The organism is Leptospira congkakensis (genome assembly GCF_004770265.1).
Lineage (GTDB): Bacteria > Spirochaetota > Leptospiria > Leptospirales > Leptospiraceae > Leptospira_A > Leptospira_A congkakensis.
Window position 1 is genome coordinate 180,551 of the sequence record NZ_RQGQ01000017.1, and the last position, 26,210, is coordinate 206,760.

Annotated in this window: 19 protein-coding genes; 5 read left to right on the top strand and 14 right to left on the bottom strand. The window is 39.3% G+C overall.

Annotated features, from left to right (window positions below; translation table 11 throughout):
* Window positions 1-2: 2 nt before the first annotated feature.
* The 3 genes from panB to EHQ70_RS14335 are packed head-to-tail and all read right to left on the bottom strand — an operon-like array spanning window position 3 to window position 2,125.
* Window positions 3-809 carry a 3-methyl-2-oxobutanoate hydroxymethyltransferase gene (gene panB, locus EHQ70_RS14325; protein WP_135587536.1) on the bottom strand — a complete coding sequence of 269 codons (807 nt, stop codon included), beginning with the start codon at window positions 807-809 and terminating at the stop codon, window positions 3-5.
* On the bottom strand, window positions 784-1,257 hold the full coding sequence (folK, locus tag EHQ70_RS14330) for a 2-amino-4-hydroxy-6-hydroxymethyldihydropteridine diphosphokinase (protein WP_135587538.1): 474 nt from the start codon (window positions 1,255-1,257) through the stop codon (window positions 784-786). The genes panB and folK overlap by 26 nt, the downstream gene beginning before the upstream one ends.
* A 4-nt stretch (window positions 1,258-1,261) precedes the next feature.
* The gene (locus tag EHQ70_RS14335; RefSeq protein WP_167481720.1) at window positions 1,262-2,125 is read right to left on the bottom strand and encodes an ATP-binding protein; all 864 of its coding nucleotides are present in this window, start codon (window positions 2,123-2,125) and stop codon (window positions 1,262-1,264) included.
* A 233-nt stretch (window positions 2,126-2,358) separates the two neighbouring features.
* Between EHQ70_RS14335 and fcpA the strand changes: the two genes are divergently transcribed.
* Window positions 2,359-3,261 (top strand): flagellar coiling protein FcpA, encoded by a 903-nt coding sequence (fcpA, locus tag EHQ70_RS14340; RefSeq protein ID WP_135587542.1) that lies wholly within the window; start codon window positions 2,359-2,361, stop codon window positions 3,259-3,261.
* 158 nt (window positions 3,262-3,419) lie between these two features.
* On the opposite strand, the gene EHQ70_RS14345 is transcribed toward fcpA, so the two are convergent.
* Both EHQ70_RS14345 and EHQ70_RS14350 read right to left on the bottom strand, forming a co-directional pair.
* Window positions 3,420-5,963 (bottom strand): ABC transporter permease, encoded by a 2,544-nt coding sequence (locus tag EHQ70_RS14345; RefSeq protein WP_135587544.1) that lies wholly within the window; start codon window positions 5,961-5,963, stop codon window positions 3,420-3,422.
* Entirely contained in the window at window positions 5,960-6,736 is a 777-nt protein-coding gene (locus EHQ70_RS14350; protein ID WP_135587546.1) for an ABC transporter ATP-binding protein, read from the bottom strand. Before EHQ70_RS14350 ends, EHQ70_RS14345 begins: the two co-directional genes overlap by 4 nt.
* Before the next feature lie 553 nt (window positions 6,737-7,289).
* On the opposite strand from EHQ70_RS14350, the gene leuS reads away from it, so the two are divergent.
* Complete coding sequence (gene leuS, locus EHQ70_RS14360; protein ID WP_135587550.1) at window positions 7,290-9,893, top strand: leucine--tRNA ligase; 2,604 nt, start codon at window positions 7,290-7,292, stop codon at window positions 9,891-9,893.
* Window positions 9,894-9,898: 5 nt separating this feature from the next.
* On the opposite strand, the gene EHQ70_RS14365 is transcribed toward leuS, so the two are convergent.
* The 3 genes from EHQ70_RS14365 to thrC are packed head-to-tail and all read right to left on the bottom strand — an operon-like array spanning window position 9,899 to window position 13,169.
* Complete coding sequence (locus tag EHQ70_RS14365; RefSeq protein ID WP_135587552.1) at window positions 9,899-11,059, bottom strand: LIC10486 family protein; 1,161 nt, start codon at window positions 11,057-11,059, stop codon at window positions 9,899-9,901.
* Complete coding sequence (locus tag EHQ70_RS14370) at window positions 11,059-11,769, bottom strand: hypothetical protein (protein WP_135587554.1); 711 nt, start codon at window positions 11,767-11,769, stop codon at window positions 11,059-11,061. Before EHQ70_RS14370 ends, EHQ70_RS14365 begins: the two co-directional genes overlap by 1 nt.
* Window positions 11,770-11,819: 50 nt before the next feature.
* On the bottom strand, window positions 11,820-13,169 hold the full coding sequence (thrC, locus tag EHQ70_RS14375) for a threonine synthase (protein WP_135587556.1): 1,350 nt from the start codon (window positions 13,167-13,169) through the stop codon (window positions 11,820-11,822).
* A gap of 95 nt (window positions 13,170-13,264) precedes the next feature.
* On the opposite strand from thrC, the gene lepB reads away from it, so the two are divergent.
* The 3 genes from lepB to EHQ70_RS14390 are packed head-to-tail and all read left to right on the top strand — an operon-like array spanning window position 13,265 to window position 17,583.
* Complete coding sequence (gene lepB / locus EHQ70_RS14380) at window positions 13,265-13,864, top strand: signal peptidase I (RefSeq protein ID WP_244288350.1); 600 nt, start codon at window positions 13,265-13,267, stop codon at window positions 13,862-13,864.
* Between the two features lie 2 nt (window positions 13,865-13,866).
* Entirely contained in the window at window positions 13,867-15,678 is a 1,812-nt protein-coding gene (locus EHQ70_RS14385; RefSeq protein WP_135587560.1) for a penicillin-binding protein, read from the top strand.
* Window positions 15,679-17,583 (top strand): motility associated factor glycosyltransferase family protein, encoded by a 1,905-nt coding sequence (locus EHQ70_RS14390; RefSeq protein ID WP_135587562.1) that lies wholly within the window; start codon window positions 15,679-15,681, stop codon window positions 17,581-17,583.
* Window positions 17,584-17,592: 9 nt separating this feature from the next.
* Here EHQ70_RS14390 and EHQ70_RS14395 read toward each other — a convergent pair whose 3' ends face one another.
* Genes EHQ70_RS14395 through EHQ70_RS14420 form a run of 6 tightly spaced genes read right to left on the bottom strand, consistent with a single transcriptional unit; the run spans window position 17,593 to window position 26,144 of the window.
* A complete protein-coding gene (locus tag EHQ70_RS14395; protein ID WP_135587564.1) occupies window positions 17,593-18,636 on the bottom strand; it encodes an OmpA family protein in 1,044 nt (347 codons plus the stop codon).
* A 48-nt stretch (window positions 18,637-18,684) separates the two neighbouring features.
* A complete protein-coding gene (locus EHQ70_RS14400; RefSeq protein ID WP_135587566.1) occupies window positions 18,685-20,196 on the bottom strand; it encodes a sigma 54-interacting transcriptional regulator in 1,512 nt (503 codons plus the stop codon).
* 4 nt (window positions 20,197-20,200) lie between these two features.
* The gene (gene prfB / locus EHQ70_RS14405; RefSeq protein ID WP_135587568.1) at window positions 20,201-21,328 is read right to left on the bottom strand and encodes a peptide chain release factor 2; all 1,128 of its coding nucleotides are present in this window, start codon (window positions 21,326-21,328) and stop codon (window positions 20,201-20,203) included.
* A 25-nt stretch (window positions 21,329-21,353) separates the two neighbouring features.
* The gene (locus EHQ70_RS14410) at window positions 21,354-22,193 is read right to left on the bottom strand and encodes a hypothetical protein (protein WP_135576242.1); all 840 of its coding nucleotides are present in this window, start codon (window positions 22,191-22,193) and stop codon (window positions 21,354-21,356) included.
* A complete protein-coding gene (purD, locus tag EHQ70_RS14415) occupies window positions 22,193-23,470 on the bottom strand; it encodes a phosphoribosylamine--glycine ligase (protein WP_135587571.1) in 1,278 nt (425 codons plus the stop codon). The genes EHQ70_RS14410 and purD overlap by 1 nt, the downstream gene beginning before the upstream one ends.
* A complete protein-coding gene (locus tag EHQ70_RS14420; RefSeq protein ID WP_135587573.1) occupies window positions 23,460-26,144 on the bottom strand; it encodes a valine--tRNA ligase in 2,685 nt (894 codons plus the stop codon). Before EHQ70_RS14420 ends, purD begins: the two co-directional genes overlap by 11 nt.
* Between the last annotated feature and the right edge of the window lie 66 nt (window positions 26,145-26,210).

A 26,210-nucleotide genomic window follows, 5' to 3' on the forward strand; every position in this document is an offset into this window, starting at 1 on the left:
GTTTAAGTATCTAAAAAAGCGTGGGCTTCCGATGGATACTCACGTTTCGAAACTTCGCGGTGGTATAAATTCACCGCATCCTTCACTGGCCCCGCAAAATTCCCAAACTTCTTTAAAAACTTAGGATGGAAGTCTTCATTCAGACCCAGTAGGTCTTGCATCACAAGCACTTGGCCGGAAGTATATTTTCCAGCACCAATCCCAATCGTCGGAATCCGAATGGATTCGGTGATTTCTTTTCCGAGAGATTCAGGAACCATCTCGAGTAACAAGGCAAAGGCGCCTGCGTCAGCAAGTTCTCTGGCTTTACGAACCATTTTGGAGCGAGCGACTTCGGTTTTTCCTTGGACACGGTGTCCACCGAGAGTGTGAACCGATTGTGGTGTGAGGCCTAAATGAGCAAAAACCGGAATCCCCGATTCTGTCATTCGTTTGGTGAGTTCTATGATAAAATCGGAATCGCCTTCTAGTTTGACACAAGAAGCATTGGTTTCTTTGAGCACACGGCCGGCAGAACGAATCCCCTCTTCAATGGATGTTTGGTAAGATAAAAATGGTAAATCAGCAACGATGGTTTTATCAGGTGCCCCTTTACAAACTGCTTTTGTATGGTAGATGATTTCATCCAGAGTTACGGGAAGTGTCGAATGATTTCCTTGGATCACCATTCCTAAAGAATCACCTACAAGAATACAATCGATTTCGGTTCGGTTAAAGAGAGTGGCAAAAGTATAATCGTAACAAGTGATGACAGAGATAGGTTCTCCGGCATCGTATTTTTTTTTATACTGAAGAATAATGTTTTTCATGGTTTAGTTCCAAAAAGAGTGCATACACTCCAATTTCTCCCATATCGGTTAATAGTTGTTTAATGAATGGTCTTGAATAAAGCGAATGGTGAGGCAGGTGTAAAAAATCTGTTTTCATTACCACTGATTCGTAGGTAAGGATATCGATATCAATTTCTCTTGGCCCTTTCCAAGACCTACGTTTTCGACCCAGTTTGTCTTCGATCCCTTGGAGAGAATCCAACAAACAAGGAAGAGTGAAGGCAGAAGAAACCATCACCTTTAAAATTTGATTTAGAAAATAAGGTTGGTTTGTATTCTCAAGTGGGGCCGTTTCCAATCTTTCCGATTGTTTTAAAATTTGCACTTCTGGTAAGGTAGAAATTTCCCAAATTGCCTGATCCATAAAATGGTGCCTGTCACCGATGTTAGAACCCAGAGACAAAAAGGCAATATTGGAATACTTCATGATCTTACCTCTTTACAAACTTAGTCCGATAGTCCGGACACTTGAGTTCAATTTCCTTTGTCATTTCCATAAGCCGTGAATAAATTCGACCTTGGCCTCTGTCTCTCCACTCCACTAAAGAATGGTTTGAAGTGAGAAGTGTGAGTTTTTCTTGTTCATAACGGCTATCAATTAGATCGTATAACTTTCTATTGTTGAATTCGGATTCTTTTTGGACACCAAAATCATCAATCACAAGTACATCAACGTTTGCAAATTCCCTTTCGATGGAACGTTCTTGTCCATGGGTTTCGCTATCGGATTGGTAAGTATCACGAATGGCTGATAAAAAATCTTTATTCACCTTTGCATACTTACAAGTAATTCCATAACGAAAGATGAGTTCATTTAATATGACGCAAGCAAGTAAGGTTTTCCCAGATCCAGTCCCACCCCAAAGGTAAAATCCTTGTGGGGAAAAATCTGCATTTTTAAATTTATGAACCAGTTCGTTTGCCCAGTCGTGAGCAATGATAAAGGACATATCTGGATCATTGGCTGTGTCTCCAATGTCGATATTGGACAAAAATTGGAAGCGATACCTTGCAGGAATGTTGGCTTTTTCGACCAAATTTTCCCAATTGCGAAGGGAGAATCGGGCATTATGACAAACACAAGGAAGCATTTTGTCCAACTTCCTATCAAAAGTCATAAAAGGTGCCTGTCCCTTCGACTCACAAGTGTTACAGTCACTCCCAATACAATGGCAAAGAACAAGAGCACCAGAACGAGAGCCGCGAACATGTTCCGCTAAGGTAATTCCAACCCCACCACAGGTTTTACACTGTGGATTTCCGTCCCGGATGGCAGTAATTTCGGATAAATTCATCTCCAAGGAGCAATCTTCCCGAATTCTCTAAGCTGTCAAGGAATGAGATTTTTTAGGTGATTCAGGACTTATGTCCCTTTAAATGGAAAAGAATCGAAAGAAAAAGTTCACAATTAGGTTTTTTTCCTCTTTAATTCGTTATTATTGACTCTTGCCATTCCGATACTTTCATTGAAGAAATAGATAAACCTGTTCCTTCAAAATATTGAAAGAGACAAAAGGGTCACACGACTATGAAGATTATTAAGTATCTCCTTATTCTCCAACTGGTGTCCGGCTTCAGTGTGCTTTTCGCACAAACTCAGCCTGCGAACGCTCAAGATAGCCAAGCGGCTAAAGACCAAGTCGACGAACTTCTCAAAGGCGAACTCGTTCCTGAGAATGACGATGCGGAACTTACCGAAGACCAAAAAAAGAGAAAGAAAGAAATTATGGAACAGGAATCTCTTTGGAAGAATCCTGATTTTAAAGGGTATAACAAAACTTTCCAAGAGTTACACCAACTTTCTAAAACTTTTGCAAACAACCAATTCCGTTTAGCACTTTCTAACTACCAATCCGGTGTTAACACCGTTATGAAAAATAGAGATTGGGTAGAGCAGTACCGCAAAGAAGAAGCTGAAAAGAAACGCTTAGATGAAAAATGGTACTGGCAAAAAGTTGATCGTAAAGCTAGAGAAGAACGCGTTGTTTACCGTGAAAAAATGAAAGCGAAACAAGACGCTCTCAACTACTTCTCTAAATCGATCAATCACCTTGATGAAATTAAAAACCCTGACTTAAGAGAAAGACCTGAGTTCAAAAGACTTCTTTCTGACGTTTATCGTTCTTGGATTATGGCTGAGTATGACCTTCAAAATCTTCCTCAAACCATCCCAATTCTTGAACTTTACATCGAAATCGATGATAACGAGAAAGAATATCCTGCTCACAAGTATCTTGCAAGTGCATATAGCTTCGAAGAAAACATGATCAAAAAGACAAAAGGTCCAGATGATATGCTCTTCAAGTATCGTTACAAAAAGAACGTTCACTTATTACGTGCCACTGAGTTAAAATATGGAAAAGATTCTCCTGAATACAAACATATCGTTAACGTAATCAACCGAGATGAGGTTATTTCGGTAGCACAATAATCCCGAAAACATCTCTTTCAATGAGAAAGCCCGGACTGCAAACCCGGGCTTTTTTGTTTTTAACGAGATAGAAATAACTTTCTTAATTTAAATTCTTATCTTTACATTACAAAAGAACTCACACAAATAAGATCTGATTCATACACCGAATCTTCTCTTTATTTAATTTCCTTAAGAACCGTCTTCGTTGGCATTCGAAAGAAACTAAATAGTCCGAGTGCGTATAAACTCACCGTAACAAAACAAATTCCTAAGAACACAAACACCAATTGTCCGTAAGGATAAACACTTCTTAGTTCTAAAACCGAACGATTGAGAACTTCGTTGGATACTATGGAATAAACAAGTCCCAGTAAAAATGAAATCACAGAAACAAGTAAGGCTTCCCTGAGAAAATGTTTTACCATAAAACGACTGTTGGCACCAATCACTCGTAACAAAGCAAATTCACGTTTCCTTTCCGATTGGCTGGCATATAACGTTGTAAATACGAGAACAAAGGAAGCTGCCAAAATAAAAGCAGTCATAAGTGCCATCATCTGTGTGACCTTCTCAAGAATTCCCATAAAGGCTTGGATGGTTTTTTCCGTATCAATCACTGTGATATTCGGAAACTGATTCACAATGACCTTTTGTAATTGGTATCTGTTTTCACTAGAATCAATGAGTAAGGAAACTATATAAAACCTAGGCGCTTTCTCCAAAATTCCCTTAGAAAAAAGCACAACAAAGTTTGGTTTCATATCGGCCCAGTTCACCGAACGTAAGTTTGATATTTTTCCAGAAACTTCACGGCCTTGGACATTAAAAGTCAGCTCATCACCCACTCCCGCTTGCAAATACCCAGCAAAGTCCCGTTCTACCGAAATTTCATTTCGCCCTGATTCCTCCCAAAAGGACCCTTTGGTCACCTCTTCCGTATCATACAACTCGTCCCGATAGGACAAAAAATATTCCCGGGTTCTTGCGGTGGCTCGCCAATTACGATCCATTGCATTTTTGATGGTATCCTCTTTTTTAATGGGCTCTCCATTGACTTTGGAAAGCCTCGCGCCAATCACAGGAGCCAAGTATTGTTTCTCCACAGGAAAGGCCTTAATTGCCGTTAGGAGGTCATTTTTTTGAGTCTCTCGAATGTCCAAAAGAAACATATTGGGTCTACGTTCAATCTCACGGGCACCACTCAGTTCGAGTAAACTCTCTTGTAAGATCAGTGATAAAGTGAGGATAAACAGAGCCGATCCAAGACCAATGATAGAAAGTCGTAAAGCTCCTGATTTACGAGTGACTTTTTTAGTCACAAGACTCCATTCTTTGGACAACCAACCGAGTTTGGAAATTTTTGTGATGAGAAGTCCAAACAATATGTACAATCCGTACACAAGGACTGGCAAAGTTAACAAAACTAATGTAAAAAGAATTCCTTTAAAGAAACTTTCTGTTTCAAGAATGGCAAGACTGGTAAACAAAAGATAAATCAAAAGAAAGGATCCGAATTGCCATTTGGATGTGGATAAATTCCCACTGGTTTGTGATTCCACTTCTTTTAAAGCAGCTAAAGGTTTTACCGATCTTGTTTCTAAAACAAGAGGAATAGAGATAAGAAGTGGTAACACCACTCCAAGAACCACACTCCATAGAAGAGAAGAAAAAGAAAGGCCAAAGGCAATACCAGTTTCTACTGACATCAGTCCGCTGATATCGGGTAAAACAGATTGGATTCCATATCCAAGGACAAGTCCAAGAGTGGTTCCTAGTATTGATAAAATGAATATTTCAGCAAAAACCAAAAGTAAAATCAAATTGGGTTTGGCACCAAGACACATAAGGATTGCAATTTCGTTTCGTTTTTCAAGTAACCGAGTTCTTACTGCTGTATAAACAGATATGGCTCCTAAAAAAAATCCTGCCAGAGCCAGGAGTGCCATATAATCAAAAGTGTTTTTGATAAACTGTTGGGATCCCGAATTGACTTCTGTATTGTGATAGATGGTTAAATCTTCTTTGATGAGGGCTTCAAACTCTTTGTCCTTCCAACCCAAACTGTCTACAGATTCAGGAAATTTCGCATAGATGGTATAACGAATCCGACTTCCTCTCTGCACAAGTCCTGTTTGGTTGGCGGTATCTCTCCGAATGATGGAACCCGGAGCCGAACCTACAAAAGATCCCACAGCACCCGGTTCTTTGACCACAACACCAGCTAACATGAGCAAACTATCACCCAACCGCACTCGATCACCAATTTTTAGTTTGAGATTTTCCACAAGAGACTTATCGAGTAGAACTTGGTTTGGTTTTAAATTACGATACGCAGACTCCGGTTCGGTTTTCATTTCCCCGTAAAAAGGATAATTGGTCTCTACCGCTTTGATAAAACTAAGAGAGTTTTCTTCCCCTGATTCATTGGAAATCATGGATAAAAATTGGATGGAAGCACTGGTCTCCGAACCCTTTGGAAGGCTTGTTTCGACCAATTTTTCTGCTGTTTTTGTGATTTCTTGGGGGGATTGGAGGGCAATATCGGCCCCCATAATTGATTTTGCCTCTCTTCTAATGGCATTTGCCGTATTGTCTTTGTAAGAATGGATTCCAATCACAGAACCCACACCGAGAGTGATGGAGACTACAATGAGTAAAGAATACCGAAACCTAGAGAAAAGCTCACGTTTTAGATAAAAACGAAACAAAGATGCTTTCATCGACGCGCCTGCTTAGAAGTAACGTTCGTATTTTTTTGTTTGGTGGTCTTTTTTGTAGCCAGTTTTTTCAAAGAACCCGACTTACTTTGTTTTTTGTTCCTTGAATCTGAAATAATTTCCCCATCTTTCATTTCTAAAACACGATCTGCAAGTTTTGCTACGTCTGGATCATGAGTGACTACAACTAAAGTTGTGCCTTGTTCTTTATTTCTATATAACAAAAGATCCAAAACTGTTTTACTATTTTTGAAATCTAAATTAGCTGTCGGTTCATCTGCGAAAATAATCTTTGGATCGTTCACAAAACTTCTTGCGATGGCAATTCTTTGCTCTTCACCACCTGACAATTGTTTTGGGAAGTGTGTGGCTCTGTGTGACATAGCAACAGATTCTAATATTTTTTCTGATTTTTTTAAAATCTCAGCCTCTGACAGAGAAGATTTTAAGTATAAGGGAATCCCTACATTTTCAATGGCATTGAGTCCAGGAAGTAATTGAAAGTTCTGAAAGATAAAACCAATCTTATCAGCACGTAAATCAGCTAAATTTGATTCATTTTCCTTGGTAACATCGGTTCCATCCAGTGCCACAATCCCTGTATCAGGTTTATCTAGACCAGCCGCTACACCTAGAAGTGTTGATTTACCTGATCCAGATGGGCCTATAATCGCTACAAATTCGCCTGTTTCAATGCGAAATGAAATATTTTTCAACACATCAATCGTTTCTGATTCATTGTGAAATGACTTAAACACATTTTTAAATTCCAACACTAGGTTTTTCCCCCAAAGATTTTATCACCTAACACATAAGACATGACTAATAACGGGCACTTAATAGAAAAAATACCACCTAACAACGATTTTTTAATTTTTTCCATAACAGTTATAATTTTTTCAATTTTCATTTTCGTTCCAACTATATTGCACCGATTCGAAAAAATTCTGACAAATTTTTACTTATCTTTTTGAGCGTACATCCTAATTTTTTTTGACCCCAAAGGTGGGGTTTCATATAAAGTAACTTCATCGTAGTGTTTCCCCTCCCCTCTTTTTTGGAGATTTTTGGGAGTTATGAACAGCACTGTCGATAAGCGGACTCATACAGGTAAATATAGAATGCTCGAATGCAATACACAGATAAAAAATGCAGACTTTATGAATGTGAAAATTAACAATCTTAAACCTTGTGCGGAATGTGGATCCGTCACCAACCTCTTTCAATACAATCTCTGTAAAGTTTGTCTGTCTAAGAGTTTCAAAAAGCTTGTAAAAATCATCGACTCCGTGAGAAAGTAGAATTACTACACTTTCTCTACGTTAGTCGATGAATTATCCATTCCAAGATATTGAACAAAAATGGCAAAAACACTGGGACGACAACCAGACCTTTCGCACAAACGCCCATTCAACCAAACCTAAATACTATTGTTTAGACATGTTTCCCTACCCAAGTGGCGCTGGCCTTCACGTAGGCCACCCTGAGGGATATACAGCCACCGACATCATTTCAAGACTCAAACGAATGGAAGGATTTGAAGTCCTCCATCCTATGGGTTGGGACGCTTTTGGTCTACCCGCAGAACGATATGCGATGACGACAGGAGTCCACCCTCGCACCACAACAAAGAACAATATCGATACTTTCCGTCGCCAAATCAAAAGCCTTGGCCTTTCTTATGACTGGGAAAGAGAAATATCCACCACCCATCCCGATTATTACCGGTGGACCCAGTGGATTTTCCTGCAAATCTACAATTCCTACTTTGACAGAAAACAAAACAAAGCCCTCCCGATTGCTCAACTCATCAAAACTTTGGAATCAGAAGGATCTGTGTTTTTTGAAGGAAAGGAACTCCCGAAAGGAGTGCAGTTCTCTGCTGCCGATTGGAAGTCCAAATCCCGCAAAGAAAAAGAAGATATTTTATCCCATTTCCGATTGGTGTATGAAGCCAATATCCCAGTCAACTGGTGTGAAGCTCTCGGAACCGTTCTTGCCAACGAAGAAGTGGAAGAATGGACATCGAAAGGGTATTCTGTAGAAAGAAAACCCATGCGCCAATACATGATGCGCATCACAGCTTACGCCGAACGTTTGCTAAATGATCTTTCTCTTTGTGAATGGCCTACTTCCACTTTGGAGATGCAAAGAAATTGGATTGGGAAATCAGAAGGATTGGAACTGTGTTTCCACGTTCCTCACGTTTCCAAAGACATCACCGTTTATACAACAAGACCTGATACCATTTTTGGTGCTACTTACCTTGTCCTTGCTCCAGAACACCCATTGGTAAAAGAACTCACCACTGCAGAACAAAAATCCGCTGTCGAGAAATACCAAAAAGATTGTTCCTTAAAAAGTGATTTGGAAAGAACCGAACTGAATAAAGATAAAACCGGAGTTTTTACAGGATCTTATGCTAGTTTGCCTACGGATTCCTCTGTAAAAGTTCCTATTTATATTTCCGATTATGTTTTAATCTCTTATGGAACCGGTGCCATTATGGCCGTTCCTGCTCATGACCAAAGAGACTATGACTTTGCCGTGAAGTTCCAACTTCCGATCAAACAAGTGATCGATGGAAAAATGGAACCAAACCTTGCTTTTGATTCAAAAGACTCTGTTTGTATCAACTCTTCTTCCGCAGAAGTTAAGTTAGATGGTAAATCTTACAAAGACGCCTTCCAAACAATGACAACTTGGGCGGAAGGAAAAGGAATTGGTCGCAAAAAAATCCAATTCAAACTCAGAGATTGGTTATTTGCCAGACAAAGGTATTGGGGTGAACCCATTCCACTCGTTCACTTTGCTGATGGAACTCCGAAAGCCCTCTCTGAATCAGAACTTCCTTTAGTTCTACCTGACCTAGAAGAATTCAAACCTTCGGGAACTGGTGAATCTCCCCTTGCCTTAGCAAAAGATTGGCTTGTATACACGGATCCTGTAACGGGAGAAGTAGGAAAAAGAGAAACCAATACCATGCCGCAATGGGCAGGTTCTTGTTATTATTACTTAAGGTATATCGATCCAAGAAACAACGATAAACTCATTGATCCAGAGCTGGAAAAAGCTTGGATGCCTGTCGAGGTTTATGTAGGCGGGGCAGAACACGCCGTATTACACTTGCTATACTCAAGATTCTGGCATAAAATCCTTTTTGATTTAGGGCATGTTTCGTCCCCAGAACCTTTCCAAAAGTTAGTCCACCAAGGTCTCATTCTCGGTGAAGATAAAGGAAAAATGTCAAAGTCAAGGGGGAACGTTGTCAATCCAGATGACGTTGTTTCTGAATTTGGTGCTGACACACTCCGACTTTTTGAAATGTTTATGGGTCCGTTTGAAATGTCCAAACCTTGGAGTAAAAACGGAGTGGATGGGGTGTTTCGATTTTTAAATCGAGTTTGGAGACTTTTTCATTCTGGTGAAAACGAAACTTTCTTTGTAGAAGATATCGAACCAAACGAAGCCGAACTCAAAACTCTTCATCGTACCATTAAAAAAGTAAAAGACGATATCGATAATTTCTCATTCAACACAGCTGTGTCACAAATGATGATCTTCATCAATGAGTTCACAAGTAATCCAAGAAAACCTAAAAAAGTTTTAGAACCTTTTGTTCTGGCTCTTTCTCCATTTGCACCTCATTTGGCGGAAGAACTTTGGGCGAAACTCGGTTATCAAGAATCTCTTGCTTACCATCCTTATCCAAAATGGGATGAGAAGTATTTAATTGATGCCAACATCACAATCGTGATTCAAGTGAATGGAAAGATGCGAGGAGAGTTCCTTGCACCTAGAGACATTGAAGAGAAGGAAGTTTTGAGCCTTGCCAAAACAGTGGAAAAAGCAAAACCATTTTGGGAAGGCAAAGAAATCAAAAAAGAAATCTATGTGAAGGGAAAACTCGTTAATATCGTAGTTGCCGGGTGATCTTGTTACAAGATCACCATCACAAAAATCAAAACTCCAAAAAGAACAATCGTAACAAAAGCACCCATTAACATAAATAAGTTGGCACCTGAAGACTTGGATTCTTGTGCCGCGGCATTTCCCGCTTTTTTCTTAGCACCTTGCGCCGCAGAACCTTTGTTTGCACCGCCCGTCATACCGGTTGGTTTAGGAATGGCAACTTTTACAGGATGTTCCTCTATGGAATGAAGTAAATACTGGTTTGGACCTTCCGCGAAGATATGATATTCTGTTTTGTTTCCCGCAATTCCGAGAAACTTTCCCACAACTGGTTCTTTTGAAATTTTACCTTCTTCATCAATCAGGCCCAGGATTTGTGCGTTTGTTAAACCTTCAGGAGTCTCTGTTGGAACTCGAAACAAAATTTCCATACCTTCGATTAAGTTATCAAACTCCACACCATTGATAGGTGAAATGACCGTTTTCATATTTAGTTCTTTAGGGAAGGCAGTTCGGTATTGAGCAATTTGACGATCCAGTGGAGAAAGTTCACCTCTGGTTGGTTCGGTGGAGACACCTGGAACCGAAGCATCCTTGGCAGAAGGAGTTTCATCTTCTGGTTTAGGAATGGGTAAAATTACACCTTTCATCGGATTTTCATAACGAAATTTTGCTGTAGAAAGTTTATCTACTTCTGCTTGGAGTTTTATATTTCTTCCTTTCGTAGCAGCGAGAAGTGGCATTTCCAAAATTTCCGTAATATGAGAAGGATCTTTTTTTTGCCAAAGTGGTAAAAGTTCTTCTAACTTCTCTTTGGTGAAGGCTCTGTGAACCGCACGACCAATGTTCTCGGAAATTGCTGGATCATACCCACCAGATTTTCCAATATCACCTAAGTCAGTAGAAATCTGAACATGATCGGCGAAGGTACGAATTCGTCGGAATGTTGGTGAGGTTCCCACAACAGCATAAAGTTCCATTACATGTTTTCGAATGGAAGACACAAGAATGAGAACCATTCCGTTCAAACTGTCCAAGTCGATTTTGATTTTCACAAGATAACCATCTGTGATTTTACCTTGTAAAACTTCTTTGGCTTGTTCGTCCGTAAACACGGCTTCTCGGGTCAGACCAATTAGGTCTGCTTGTTTTTTGAGTTGGTCTGCTTTTGAACTTAATTCGGACATTATTCTACAAACAATTGTTCGTGAGTTTCAGCGGATTTTGATATTCCACTTAAATGTACTTCCACACGCGCTACTGTTTCCTTTTTCCTTTCTGATGAATATATAGAGAGCAAACGACGGTCAAAACCAGATTGGGACAATAATATTTCTACCATTGTGATTCCCATTCCCGCTCCTTCCGTACTATCGCCGTGTTCCATAAAGAACTCGAATAGATTATCATACTTTTTCGCATTAATAAACTTTTCTTTTACTCGTTCAGCCTCAATAGGCAATAATGGAAAATTATTTCTAATTTCTAAGTCGATTTTATCCTTTTGGTAAATGCAGCTGATTTTTACAAAAAGACCAGTCTCTCTCATTTTCTTTTTATAATTGGGAAATTTTCTTTCATTGAGACTGGTTTTAAATAGTTTCATTCCCTCTTCATAATCTTTTAAATTTTGAATGTTGAGATTGAGTTCTTCAAAGATGATTCGTTTGATTGCTGCTTTGGTTGAATTGACAATGAGTTCTTTGGCGGCTGTGTAAAAAAGTTCCATCAAATCAGCTCGACCCAGAGAATCCAAAATCCGCAACAAAATGTATTTGAGTTTTGCCTCTCCGATATCCCCCATCACGTAAGTGATCATGGAAACCTTTTTTCCCAACTCCACAGCACGATCGACAGAAGTGCAGAATTGAGAAGTTAGTTGGATCTCTTGGGACATACCGGTAAACTGAAAAAATTTGCCAACATGTAGGGGATTTGTCTAGCGATTTATGATTTCTTCAGTTGATTACCTAGGATTTCCATCACTCCTTCAAGAGTTGGTTTGCATGCTTGGATGCGGTTTTTCAATTTCTCGTCAATATTAGGGATTTTCCCTTCATGAAAGGCCAATTTGAATTCTGTGAATTTAAGTCCATTCGCAGTGGAAATCACAACCACGGATTCACCCTTTTTCACCACACCCGATTCCACTGATTTTAAAAGTGCCGCAAGAGCCACACCTGTATGAGGATCATTATAAAGTCCGTACAAATCCCCACGAGCTGCGGCATTGGCCAATTCTTCTTCTGTAGCCACTTCCACAACTCCATTGAATTTCTTTAAAACACGAATTGCCTTTTTGACGGAAACAGGATCACCGATTTGGATCGCAGAGGCTAAAGTTTTTTCTGCAGTCACAGGAGAGAAGTCCGCAAAACCTTTCTTATACGATTCGTAGAGAGGACTTGCATTTTTTGCCTGAGCCAAAATAATTCTTGGTAATTTATCAATAAGACCAAGTTCCAACATCATCTCGAATCCCATTCCGAGCGCGGATACGTTGCCTAAATTTCCACCAGGAATCACAATCCAATCCGGGACTTTCCAACCTAACTGTTGTGTAATCTCAACCGAAATAGTTTTTTGACCTTCGATTCGAAGCGAATTCATTGAGTTTGCTAGATATATCGATTTTTCTTTGGTGAGTTCTTTCACTACCGCCATACAACCATCAAAGTCTGTTTCCAGTGCTAATACAAGAGCACCATTGGAAACAGGTTGGATGAGTTGAGCCGTTGACACCTTGTTAGCTGGTAAAAGTATAATGGAAGGAATTCCTGCTTTGGCCGCATAGGAAGCAAGAGCCGCCGAGGTATCACCTGTCGACGCACAAGCGACAGCTTTGATGGGCACTCCGTCCGCGATCATTTGATTGACCTGGCTCACAAGAACCGTCATCCCTAAATCTTTAAAAGAACCGGTATGAGAAACCCCGCACTGTTTGACATGAAGGCTCGAAAGTCCCAAGTCCTTGGCAAATCGAGAAGCGTCATATAAATGAGAGGTCCCTTCTCCGGAAGTGATGATATTTTCATCGCTAATTCCAGGGAGAACCCATTCTTTTTTCCCCCAAACCCCAGAGGCATTCGGAAATTGACTAGAACGGAACCGAGATTCAAATTCCGACTTCCATTCTTTTGCCGAAACTTGTTTGAGACTGTCTATATCATGTTCGACATTTAAAAGTTCCCCACAAGATTCGCAGGAATAAATCACCTGGTGGAGGGGATAGGTTTTGCCACAAGATTCATTGGTACAACGAAACTGTGCTCGGAATTGATATTTTGTAAGTGACATAGACTTCTCTAGGCTTCAGATTTACGGAAAGTTCCTTTTCCATTCTGGAGAAAGGGGAAAAATGCACGAATGATTTTTATCGTTTTTTGATGGATATGGAAACAGAAACTAAAGTCTCCCGCCTGTGGGCCAAATTCAAACGTTACACTCGGCGTAGCATTTTGATCTTTTTATTCCTCTGTTTCCTCCTATTTGTGCGTATCTTTTTATTCCAAATTTATTCCATCCAAGGAAATTCCATGTATCCGACCTTAGAACACGGATCGGTGGTTTTTGTTTGGAAAGGTGGATTTGCCATTTCTGCCAAATTCTTTGGAACAGAACTTCTTTATACGGATCCCAAAATTGATAAATTGGATTTAGTATTATTTGTCAGCCAAGAGGATGAACTAGTCGTCAAACGAGTGATAGGTTTACCAGGAGAATTTTATTCCATCGAAGCAGGACGGGTTCTGATCGACTCTACAGAATTATTGGAAAATTATCTTCCGAAAGGGACTTACACAAGCGAACCGAGTACATCTATTTTTATCAATCGCCACAACTCTCCTTTTTTGGCTATGGACAGACAAGGAAGGATCCCTCCTGGTTATTATCTTCTTCTGGGTGACAACAGACAGTATTCAACAGACTCCCGTTCGTTTGGTCTTGTCCCGGTTGAAAAAATCAAAGGCAAAGTAATTTTTTATTTCTAACGATGACCGAATACAAACAACGTTTTAAGTATATAATTCTTTTTATACTCTCTCTATTCGCGATTTTACTCTTTCGAGTAATTTATCTTACCTACTTTAACGATAATATCATCAATCTTAAATCGAGTAAGTATGTCCAACGCGGAACCATCTTTGACAGGCGAGGAATTGAGCTCGCCATCTCTCGTGAATCGGCAACCGTTGGAATTGATCCCACAAACATATATGATCCAGAACTCACCGCACAAGAGTTAGGCCCCATTCTCGGGATCACTCCGAACAAACTCATAGATACCATCAGAGAAAAACAAAACTACTTTTTATTAAAAAGAGAAATTGAACTTACCAAAGCAGAAAAAATCAAAGCTTTGTCTCTCCCCGGTGTCCGAGTGGAAAAAGAATACAAACGAATTTATCCGCAAGGAAGTTTGGCCGCAAGTTTACTTGGATTTACCGGTTACGATGATGACAAAGCCCTTTCGGGCCTTGAGATGTTATTCAATTTGGAATTGTTATCCACACCCGATGCCGAATCTAGCAAAGGAAATAATGTCCATCTAACTATCGATAGTATCATCCAATACCGATTGGAAAAATCATTACAAAAAGCTTTTATCCAAACTGCATCCAAACGTGGAATCGGAATGATTATGGATACAGAAACAGGAAAAATTCTAGCGATGGCTTCTTATCCTAATTTTGATCCCAATCATTTTCAAGATTTTCCATTGGAATCTCATACCAATTGGTCGATTCGCCATGTTTATGAGCCAGGATCCACGATGAAAATCTTCATTGCCCTTATGTTACTCAATGAAGGAAAAATCCTTCCTAATGAAAGGTTCCATTGCCCAGGTTATATTGAAATTGGAAAAACAACCATTCGTTGTACGGACAATCATGGTCATGTCAATTTGGATGAAATTTTACAATACTCTTGTAACGTAGGAATCATCAAAGCGGCACAAAAGATTGATGATGCAACTTATTATAGTTATATGGAGAAATTTAAGTTCGGAAAACGAACTAACTTTTCTATCCATGAAGCCAAAGGATATTTACCTCCTTTAAATAAATGGAATAAAAGTACACCCTACTTTTTATCTATAGGCCAAGGACTTTCGGTCACACCCATCCAACTCATCTCCGCAGCTGCTGCTGTTGTCAACGGTGGGATTTTATTTGAACCATCCGTTGTCTCTCAAGTGACCAATTCATACGGCGAACTAGTACATGAATTTTCAATTAGAAATGAATTACTCGGAATCAAAGAAGGGGCTGCCAAAAAAACATTAAATGCGATGGGTAAAGCTGTATCACAAGGAACAGGGAAAAAAGCGTATTTAGAAAACTACTTCATCGCAGGAAAAACAGGAACTTCACAAAAAGCAAAAGCAGGAGCCGGTTACCAAGCAGGTTTATTTACAGCCAGTTTTCTTGGATTTTTCCCCGCAGAAAAACCTAAGTATGTGGGTCTGATTGTTTTTGATGAACCTGGTGGAGAGGCCCATACAGGTGGTGGGATTGCAGCACCTGTCTTTCGTGAGGTGGTGGAAAGTATCATCCCCATCGTAGAAAAAAGTGAGAAGGCTCTAGTCTATCGATTGAAGGGCGAAAGAAATAAAATCTATAAACTGGATCCTAAGGTGATGCCTGACTTAACTGGATTCACTGCTTCTGAAACCATTCAAATTGTAAAACAATTACAACTCGAATATAAAATAGAAGGTTCTGGATTTGTAAAATCACAAGAACCTAAGGCGGGAACTTCACTTTCACCCAATGCCGAAATCAAAATTGTTTTGGAACCGTAAGTGAACGAGTCTTATCTAGAAAAAAATCTAGCAGCCTTACCTTCCCAGTTGGCAGAAGTAATTCAAAATCCAGAGAAAACTTTTACTGCAATCAATTCGCAGAATTTTGAAACGAATCCGTCCTACCAACTAACAAAATCTAAAACAGGAGATCCTACTTTAGAACTAGATGGAGTTTGGATCCATAGTCGTTTTGATCCTAAAAAAGAAGCCGAACGGTTTGCCACCGAACTTCCCCACGATGGAAGTGAACGCATCTATTTGTTGTTTGGTGCTGGACTCGGATACATCATTCCTTATTTACTCGAAAGAGAAAAAGTAACCATTATATGGATGGAACCATATCCGTTTTTCATTAGAGAATCCTTTCAAATTTTTGATTTTTCCAAATCATTCTTAGAGGGAAAGTTAATCCTTATCACAGGAGAAGGATTGGAAGACCAACTCTCCGAAGCAGTTAAGGGAAAAGGAACTCATCCCATTAGTTTTGTTCCTCATCGGGGGGCTTGGCAATGGAGAGAATCGGATTATATAAAACTCCGTCATACCGCCGAACAAATGTTTCACAAAAAAGATGTGAACCTTGCCACCCTCACACGGTTTGAAAAAATCTGGGCGAAAAATATTTGTTATAACCTGCCTGAATTATCCAAGTTTCGTCCCGTTTCGGATCTCTTTGGAATTGCAGAAGGGATTTCAATTGTTGTTTGCGGGGCAGGTCCGAGCCTTTCCGAATCCATACCCGATTTAACAAAATTTAGAAATCAATTTCTCCTACTCGCAGTGGACACGGCCCTTCCTATCCTCACTTCTTTTGGTGTAGAACCCGATTTGATATTTTCTGTCGACCCGCAGGCCTTAAATAGCCAATACCTGGAAGATTATTCGGGAAATGCCATTCTCATTTTTGATCCCACATCTACCTATTTGAGTCTTAGGTTAGAAAAAGGACCAAACAAAGGTTTTGTGACCTCCTCTCCATTTCCTTTGATTGGACTTCTTGAAAGAACAGGTAGTGAAAAAATTGGTTCTGTACCTTTTGGTGGTTCGGTGTCTACCAATGCCGCAAGCCTTGCGACTCTTATGGGTGCAAACTCTGTTTTTTTAGTGGGCCAAGATTTGAGTTTTACTAAGGGTCTCGCTCACTCCAAAGGAGCCGTGCTCGAAGAGCGATTGAATTATTTAGAATCTAGAAAATTTCGCAGAGAAAAACACAACTACAAACAACTGTTTGCTTTACCCCAAAAAAAAGTCACAGGGAATTTGGAAGAAACCTATATCACGAATGAAAAGATGTTAATCTTTAAAAAATGGTTCGAAGACCATGCAAAAGAAAATCCTTGGACGAACCTAACCAAGTTTGGTGCAAAATTAGAAGGTATCCGGCATTCCGAGTTTGAAAAAGAGTTTGCGAGTGATGAAAACGAAATAAAAACCCAAACCAATTTAGTACAATCTGTTCGAAATCGAATCCAATCTCAGTTGAAAATTGAAATTCCTTTTTTCGATCCAAAACAGTTAGTCTCCGAAATTAAGTCCACAACGGAAGCATTGTCGGAATTTGTTTCCATAATCAAACGTGGCCTTGCTGTTTCTCAAAGGATTTACAACCAAATCCAACGGAACCAAATCAATCCCAAAACCTTTTCCGAAGACATCAAACAAATGGATTCAATCGATGAACAAGTATCTGGAAAAAAGGGACTAAATGAAATTTTAAGTTTGGGAATCCAAAGAGTCATTTTAACCATCACGGAAGGTTATGATGATCAATTGACTTTGGAAGAAAAAGAAAATCCCAGGCTAGGTGTGGCAAAAAAATCTTTATTACTTTATGAAGGATTATACGAGTCCGTTCGGTCAACCAAACGGATGCTCACAAAATCACTCTATCGAATGTTGTAACTAATTTTGTTATTCTGTAACAGATAAAACTGTAAAATCAACACGTCTATTTTTGATGCGACCTGCTTCAGTGGAATTGGATTCAATTTCCGCAGTTTCACCAAACCCACGATAGTCGAGTTGTGTAGCGTTGACTCCATTTTTTACCAATTCATCAAAAATAAATTTAGCACGTTCATCAGATAAGATTTTGTTTTCATCCATCTCACCAATAAAACAAGTATGTCCTTTCACTCGAATTCGAACTGCAGGATAAGCTTTTAATGCTTCTGCCAAAGTGGCAATTTTGTCTGCTGCCACATCTTCTGTTTGCATACTTTGTTTGATAAAACGGATTTGAAGTTCGTTGATATATCGAATGGCTGACGCTCTAGATTCAAATCGGTTAGAAACCTTTCCTTCTGAAAGCGCCACTCGTTCTAAAGACCGAGATCCAACTTCTGAAGAAACATTTGAACTTTCGATTTTGGATTGAGATGAATTGCGATTACAACTACGAATTCCAAAGATGATGAGAACAATAAAAAATACTAACACCAACCCAAGTAGAATAAATCTTCCCAGGCGATTTTGTTTAGGAGTGATTTGAAATTTATTTAAAGCGACGAGTTCATTGTATTCTGGTGTTGGTGCAATTTCGTCTTGAGAACTTTCATCAGATTCATAACTTTCGGTATAAGGAGTAAATCCTTCAATTGAGGATTTAGCGGAACGAGCGGAACTTCGTTTTGTTGTGGATTCTTTTTTCGTAGAAACCTTTGAAGAGGATTTTTTCTTAGCAGCAGGAACCGAAATTTTTGCTGCCCATTTACGAATTTCTGTACGAAGGTATTCATCGGCATCAGGAGAAAATTTAAAATTATCGCGAATGTATTTTACAGTACGTTTTTCAACATCTGTATAATCACCGCCATCTTTGATAGCATCAAATAAGGTCTTGGCGACGTTTTTACCAATAGGAGCTTTGCTACGTTTGGTGGCTTTTTCAGCAATTTCTAACAATTCATTATCATATTGTTTACCACTTATGGTACGGTAATAACTATCTGCCACGTGAAAGCTCCTTTATAGATATATCGACAGGTAAGGCCAATCTATCCATTATTTTCTTGGGCTTTCTGCATTGAATCCGTCCAGAAATTGGTTATTTTTGATCTTATATTGCAAAGATCCTCGGCTAATTCCTAGAAGTTTTGCAGCTTCCTCCTGTGTGGAAACTCTTTGGAAGGCTTCTTTGATCCAAATGGCTTCTAATCTTTCTATCGCGCTATTTAAGGATAAATTTTCGGAAGGAGAGAGGATCTCTGTCCCCACACCAAAACTCTGCGCCTTTGCCGTTGGTTCTGATTCGCGTTTCCCATCCTGTAAAAAGGAGTGAGGTTCCAAAACCGTTTCTGGTGGGACAAGAACTGCATATTGAATGACACTTTGTAATTGTCTTACATTTCCACTCCAGGGCATTCCTGTCAGAGCTCTTAAAGCATCTGTTGAAAAAGTTTTGTTTCTTCCATATTGTTTGTTGTATTGGTATAAAAAATGATGTGCGAGAAGCGGAACATCCCCTCTTCGTTCGCGTAATGGTGAGACTCGCAATGGAACTTCCGCTAGGCGATAATACAAATCCATGGAAAAAGTTTCTTTCTGAATATCTTCTAATAAATCTCTTTTACTACCTGTAAAAATTCGAATGTTCAAAACTTCGTCCTTCTTTTTGGCAGAAGGATTGGGCATTGTTTTATCTCTTAAGGTATGAAATAGTCTTGTTTGTAAATTTGATGGTAAATCACCAATGGATTCAATGTATAAGGAACCACCATTGGCCTGCTCCAATTTTCCTGGATTGAATATTTTTCCACTTTGACCGCCAAATAATTCTGCTTCCAAAAGTTCATAACTAAGCCCTGAACAATCGACTGTGAAAAATGGACCATTCTTTCTTTGGGAAATATAATGTAAGGCCTTGGCGATTAAGTTTTTACCAGCTCCCTCCTCTCCAATGATCATGACTGATGTATCAGAGGGACCCACTTGACGAATTCTATGTTTTAAAAATAAAATACTTGGGTCATAACCAAGAATTTCTTCAACAGGATCTTCTTCTCTTTTGGATTTATCAAAGGCTTCTTTCGCAATTCGTTCTTCAAGTATAACAATGGTAAGTTGTGATGCAAAGATTGTGGCTTGATTGATGATGTCTTGTGAGAAAAAATTTACCTTATCAGACTCTAGGTTTAAAACACCAATGGTCGAATCTCTAGTCACAAGGGGGATGGCAAGCTCCGAACGAACCGTTTCGATTAATTTTACATAATCTTTATCCAAAGTTACATCAGGAACGTAGATAATTTCTCTTGTAGAGGCCGCACGACCAGTAACTCCCAAGTTAAACGGAAGTTTGGCAGCAATTTTTTTCTCCCAATCCATTCCTTTGGCCGCAACAATGGTAAGGACTTTTTCTTCTTGGTCCATAATGGAAATACTACCGGTAGAGGCTCCAAACAAAGTTAGAGTCATGTCCAAAATGAAATTCAATCGATCCGTAATATTCGGAAGTTGTTGAATTTCTTTTTGGATTTTCCTTAAAGTACCGGAAATATCCTGTTTTACAGACATTTGATTATACTTTTGCGTTTGCCTTTTGGTTTGTCAGGTATTTTAAGTAAGCAATGATAAAATCTTCCAAGTCACCATCCATCACTGCATGAACGTTTCCTGTTTCAAAATCGGTTCTATGGTCTTTTACCAAATTATAAGGATGGAACACATAACTTCGAATTTGTGATCCCCAAGAGATATCACGTTTTTCACCCGCTTTTTTTGCGTTTTCTTCTTCAGCTTTTTGTTTTTCCATTTCATACAAACGAGCACGTAACATTTTCATTGCGGTGTCACGGTTTTTGATTTGTGATCTTTCCATCTGGCAAGAAACCACAACCCCAGTAGGAATATGTGTGATTCGCACAGCAGAATCTGTTGTGTTGACGTGTTGTCCCCCTGCACCCGAGGAACGATACACATCCACACGAAGGTCTTTTTCTTCGATATTCACTTGGATGTCGTCATCCACTTCCGGTGTTACATAGACAGATGCAAAGGAAGTATGTCGTCTTTTATTGGAATCAAAAGGAGAAATCCGAACAAGTCTATGGACTCCGGATTCACATTTCAAATAACCAAATGGATGATCCCCTTGGATGTAAAGTGTCGCGTTTTTGATTCCGGCAGTTTCACCCGGTTGGTAATCGACGAGTTCTGCACGATATCCTTTTTGTTCGCAGTATCTTGTATACATACGAAGTAACATATCAGCCCAGTCTTGGGATTCTGTTCCACCAGCACCAGGATGGATATTGATAAAGGCGGCTTTACCATCATCTTTACCAGCAAGAGCATCTAACATTTGCAAGTTTTCAAATGCCTCAAACATACGATCAAAATCATCGTTTAAAGATTTTAGGCCTGCCTCGCCCATTTCTTCCGAAGTGAGTTCAATCAAATCAGGAAAATCAATCAGTTCCTTTTTTAAATCTAACCAAGGATCTAACTTTAGTTGTAACTCATTTCGCTTTTGAGTGACTGTTTTTGCTTGGTCAGGTGAGTCCCATAATTTGGGATCGTTTGCTTTTTCGATGAGTGATGATAAACGGTCGTAGTCTTCCTGAAAATTTTGAGCTGTCCAATAGGATTGGAAAGTCTCAATCATTTCTGATGTTTGTTTTTTTAAGTCTTTTAGTGATCTATCCATAATGCGTAAATCCGAAGTGGAAGTTTTAAAACAAAGAATCTTTGCGAAGTCGTTCCACTTCCCATTGGAATGTTGTTTCTCTGAGTTGTGGAGTGTTTCCTTCGACAGTTCCTACAAGAGAATAACTTGATTCTTTTCCGTATGTATCAGGCAAACGTTTGAGTATGAATTTACCTGATTTTATGAGCTCAATGACATGGAGTAAAAAAGGATCTTTTTCTTTTCTGCTCATCTCTTCCATAGAATAATAAAAAGTAGAAAGTCCTTTATAAAACCAATCGATGTATTCGTTTTTGCCTCTTGGCCAAATTTGTTCTAAACGAATTTCTGATTCTTGGACAAGCGACTTACCAAGAAATGGTTTTTGTAAAACACGGCACTGAGAATAAATTTCAAAGTTTAAATCCCGATCTCCACCCTTTTCAAAATCCACACCGATCCAACGGATCCAAGATTTTTTTTCCTTAATGGACAAAGCAGGAATCAGTGCAAACAAATAGCCTTGGTCTTTAAAGATTCGTTCATGAGCCAGATGTTCTAAAATTTCCATCGGAATCATATAATGGCCTTTGGCCCATTCAATCACATAAGGAATGGATTCCAATTGAAGGTACTCAGGGGGAGTTTCCGAACGAATGATATCACCAAATTGAGTGAGGATAAAAATAAAAGATAACAACTCCTGACGACTGAGTCCCGAAAGAACACTCACAGATCCACTTAAGTTTTGAAGAGCCCTACGAATCATCAAATGTTGTTGGAGTTGGGTTTGGTTTTCAGATAAAATGATCCCTAGATGTTTTTCAAAATTGCGAAGGTTCGTACGTTCACAATTTTTAAAATTTCCAGAGATACTAAATGGCATTAGAGAGCACGCCTTCCTATATCTTTTCTATAAAACGTATCTGGTGCTTTGATTTTTGTCAGAAACGCATAACAATCATTAATTGCATCTTTTAAAGAATTACCAAAAGAAGTGATTCCGAGAATCCTACCGCCATTTGCCAAAATTTGATTTTCTTGGCTTTTGGTTCCCGCATGGTAAACCACCACATTTCCTTCGTTAGATGGAATTTCCAAAGACATTCCTTTTTGTGGCGCGTCAGGGTAACCTTTGGCAGCAAGTACCACAACAGCAGAAGAACCTTCTTTTAGTTTTAGGTTTCTCTCCGGAAGATTGCCCACCGCCGAAGCATAAAAAATAGGTAAAATATCTTCATCCAACAAACGAAGTACACACTGAGTTTCTGGATCTCCAAAACGACAGTTAAATTCCACTACATTGGGATTTCCTTCTTTAGTAATCATAAGACCAACATAAAGAAGTCCTTTATAAGGATGGCCGGTGGACCTAAATTCAGCTAACATCGGTTCGATGACTTGTTCTTTTACTTTGGAAAGAACAGAATCGGTGACAATCGGTGCTGGGGCATAAGCTCCCATCCCACCAGTATTGGGGCCAATGTCTCCATCATAGGCACGTTTGTGGTCCTGGGCCGCTGGAAGGCACATATACCTTTCTCCATCGGTTATCACAAAAAGTGAGGCTTCTTCCCCTTCTAAAAAAGATTCCAAAACCACTTTGTTCCCACTTTCACCAAATTTAGATTCTAAAAATATTTCATCTAACGCCTGTTTTACCTCTTTCATTTCAAAGGCAACAGTCACACCCTTTCCAGCAGCAAGACCATCTGCTTTGACAACCAAAGGTAAAATTTCTTTTTGGGCATAACTCCAAGCAGACTCATGGTCTGTAAATACAGCAAAGGAAGCTGTTGGAACTTTGGCCCGTTTCATCATTTCTTTGGCAAAGTGTTTGCTTCCTTCCACTTGCGCACAATAGGCAGAAGGTCCAAAACAAGGGATACCTATTTCAGCACACCAATCCGAAAGTCCATTCACAAGGGGGTCTTCTGGGCCGACCACAACAAGATTTGTTCCCGAAGATTTTATATAATCAAAAAATTTGGATTTATCAGTGATGGATATATCATTTGCATCCAATAATAATTCTTTCGCAAAACCACCGTTACCTGGAAACACCTTAAGAGATTCCAAAGATTTTGATTTTGCGATAGCATCCGCTAACGCATGTTCTCTTCCGCCACTTCCAATGAGTAAAACTTTAAATTTATGTTCCAATTTTTTCTAAAGCCCTTACCGTACTATCTAGTTTCTCTTTCCAAGTATTATACTTTTCTCTTTCTTTTTCTACGACATCAGGTTTTGCTTTTTCTAAGAAAGATGGATTGTTGATTTTATTTTCCAACTTTTCCATTTCCAATTGGATTTGTTTTTTCTCTTTTTCCAATCGTTGTTTTTCTTTTTCAAAATCAAAAATACCTTCCAAAGGAAGAAAAATTTCTCCGATGGAAAAAGCACCTACGGAATCCGTATTTTTTGCTTCATAAGAATCTAAAAATTCCAAACTCTCTGCTTTGGAAAGTTGGAGGATGGATTTGATTTCTCTTTCCATCATTTCTTTTAATTCTTTATGGCTACACTTGATGATGACCTTACATTTTTTCTCAGGTTTGACTCCGAGTTCTGCGCGCATGTTACGGATCTTTGTGATGATCTCACGCACAAGTTCCATACGAACGACTGCCGGTGCGGAATCAGAAACTCCATAAGGTTTTGGAAATTCTGTTTTCGCAAGTTCCGTAGGTTCCAATAAAGAATGGATTTCTTCCGTGATGAATGGCATAAACGGATGTAAAAGCCCGAGCGATTTTTTTAATACACTCACAAGCACAAAGCGAGCTTTTTCTTGTGATTCGGGAGTTACATTCCCATACACACGAGCTTTGGTTAATTCCAAATACCAATCACAGAACGATCCCCAAACAAAATCATAAACAGCATTTGCCATTTCGAAAAATAGATAACCGGAATAAGCTTTTTCATACTTACTAAGCATCCGATCAAATTCATTCAAAATCCAAAGGTCAGTATCTTCTAAAGAATTAATATCTGGTTCTTTGGTTGTGAACTCTTCCGGTAGGTTCATAAATATAAACCGGCTCGAATTCCAAATTTTATTGCAGAAAGATCTATAGCCGTCTAACCTTGATTCGTCGAATAGAATGTCCTTTCCTTCCGGCAAAACGGCTGCGAGAAAAAATCGAAACGAATCCGTTCCGTATTTACTCATCATATCCAAAGGATCCACTACGTTTCCAAGGGACTTACTAAACTTCTTACCATCTTTATCACGAACAAGTCCATGGATGAGAACCTTCTGAAAAGGAACATCACCCATAAATTTAAGACCATTCATAATCATCCGAGCCACCCAGAAGAAAATGATATCAAATCCGGTCACGAGTACTGAGGTAGGATAGTATTGTTTGAGTTCTTCCGAATTTTCAGGCCAACCAAAAACAGTGAAAGGCCAAAGCCCGGAAGAGAACCAAGTATCTAAAACATCTTCATCTTGTTTGATGGTTTCTTTGGTTACGGAAATTCCTTTTTTGGAAAATAAAGATACCGCTTCCTCGACAGATTCTGCAACCACCATCTCACCATTTGGTGCATAATAAGCAGGAATTCGATGGCCCCACCAAAGTTGGCGAGAAATACACCAATCGCGAATATTTTCCATCCACTCAAAATATGTTTTTTCCCACATCTTGGGTTGGAATTGAACCTTACCGGATTTCACAACTTCAATCGCAGGTTTAGCAAGAGATTCAATTTTTACAAACCACTGTGTGGATAACAACGGCTCGATGACCGCTCCCCCCCTTTGGTTGTGGCCTACACTATGGATATGAGTTTCTATTTTTTCAATATAACCATTTGTTTCTAGTTCTTCTACAACTCGTTTACGAGCTTCAAACCGGTCGAGTCCATTGTATTTACCAGTTTGTTCGTTGAGTGTCCCATCCAAGTTCATAATGTTGAGTGGAGTGAGTTTCAAACGAAGTCCTGCTTCATAGTCATTGATGTCATGAGCAGGAGTGATTTTCACAAGACCCGAACCAAATTCTTTATCTACAAAGGAATCAAACAAAACAGGAATTTCTTTTCCAGCGATTGGTAAAAATACAAACTTATCCTTCAATTCCGTATAACGTGCGTCATCTGGATGAGCACAAACAGCCACGTCACCAAACATTGTTTCGGGTCTTGTGGTTGCGACAACAATGTATTCCCCTTTGGCCAGAGTTTTTGGATCTTTCGATTTAAATTCTGCCTTAGGATATTTGATATGATAGAGTTTACCTTGTTTTTCTTTATACTCAACTTCAATGTCAGAAATAGCAGTTTTGGTAACGGGACACCAGTTGATGATTCGTTCACCACGATAAATCAAACCTTCATCATACAAACTACGGAATACTTTGATTACCGCTTTAGAAAGTCCTTCATCAAAAGTAAAACGTTCTCGTGACCAATCTACCGATTCACCGAGTAACCGTTGTTGTTTGGCAATCATTCCACCGGAATGCGCTTTCCATTCCCAAACTTTTTCGATAAATCCTTCGCGAGTAAAATCAGTTCTAGTTTTTCCTTCTTTTCCTAACTCACGTTCCACAACCACTTGTGTTGCAATCCCTGCGTGGTCCATTCCAGGAACCCAAACTACATTTTTACCTTTTTTACGTTCGATGCGAATGATGATGTCTTGGATGGTATGATTGAGTGCATGTCCAATGTGTAAATTCCCTGTAACGTTTGGTGGAGGGATGACGATCGAGAATGTTTCTTTGCGAGAAGAGTCAGGAGCAAAGGTTTGTTTTTCTTCCCAGGTTTGTATCCATTTGGGCTCTACAGATTCGGGATCGTAACGGTCAGGTAGCTGTGATTTCATAGGGTCTTTGGATTTCTTGCACTTTACTATGTTTCGTAAAGAGTTTAGGGGTCAAGGATGAAACAG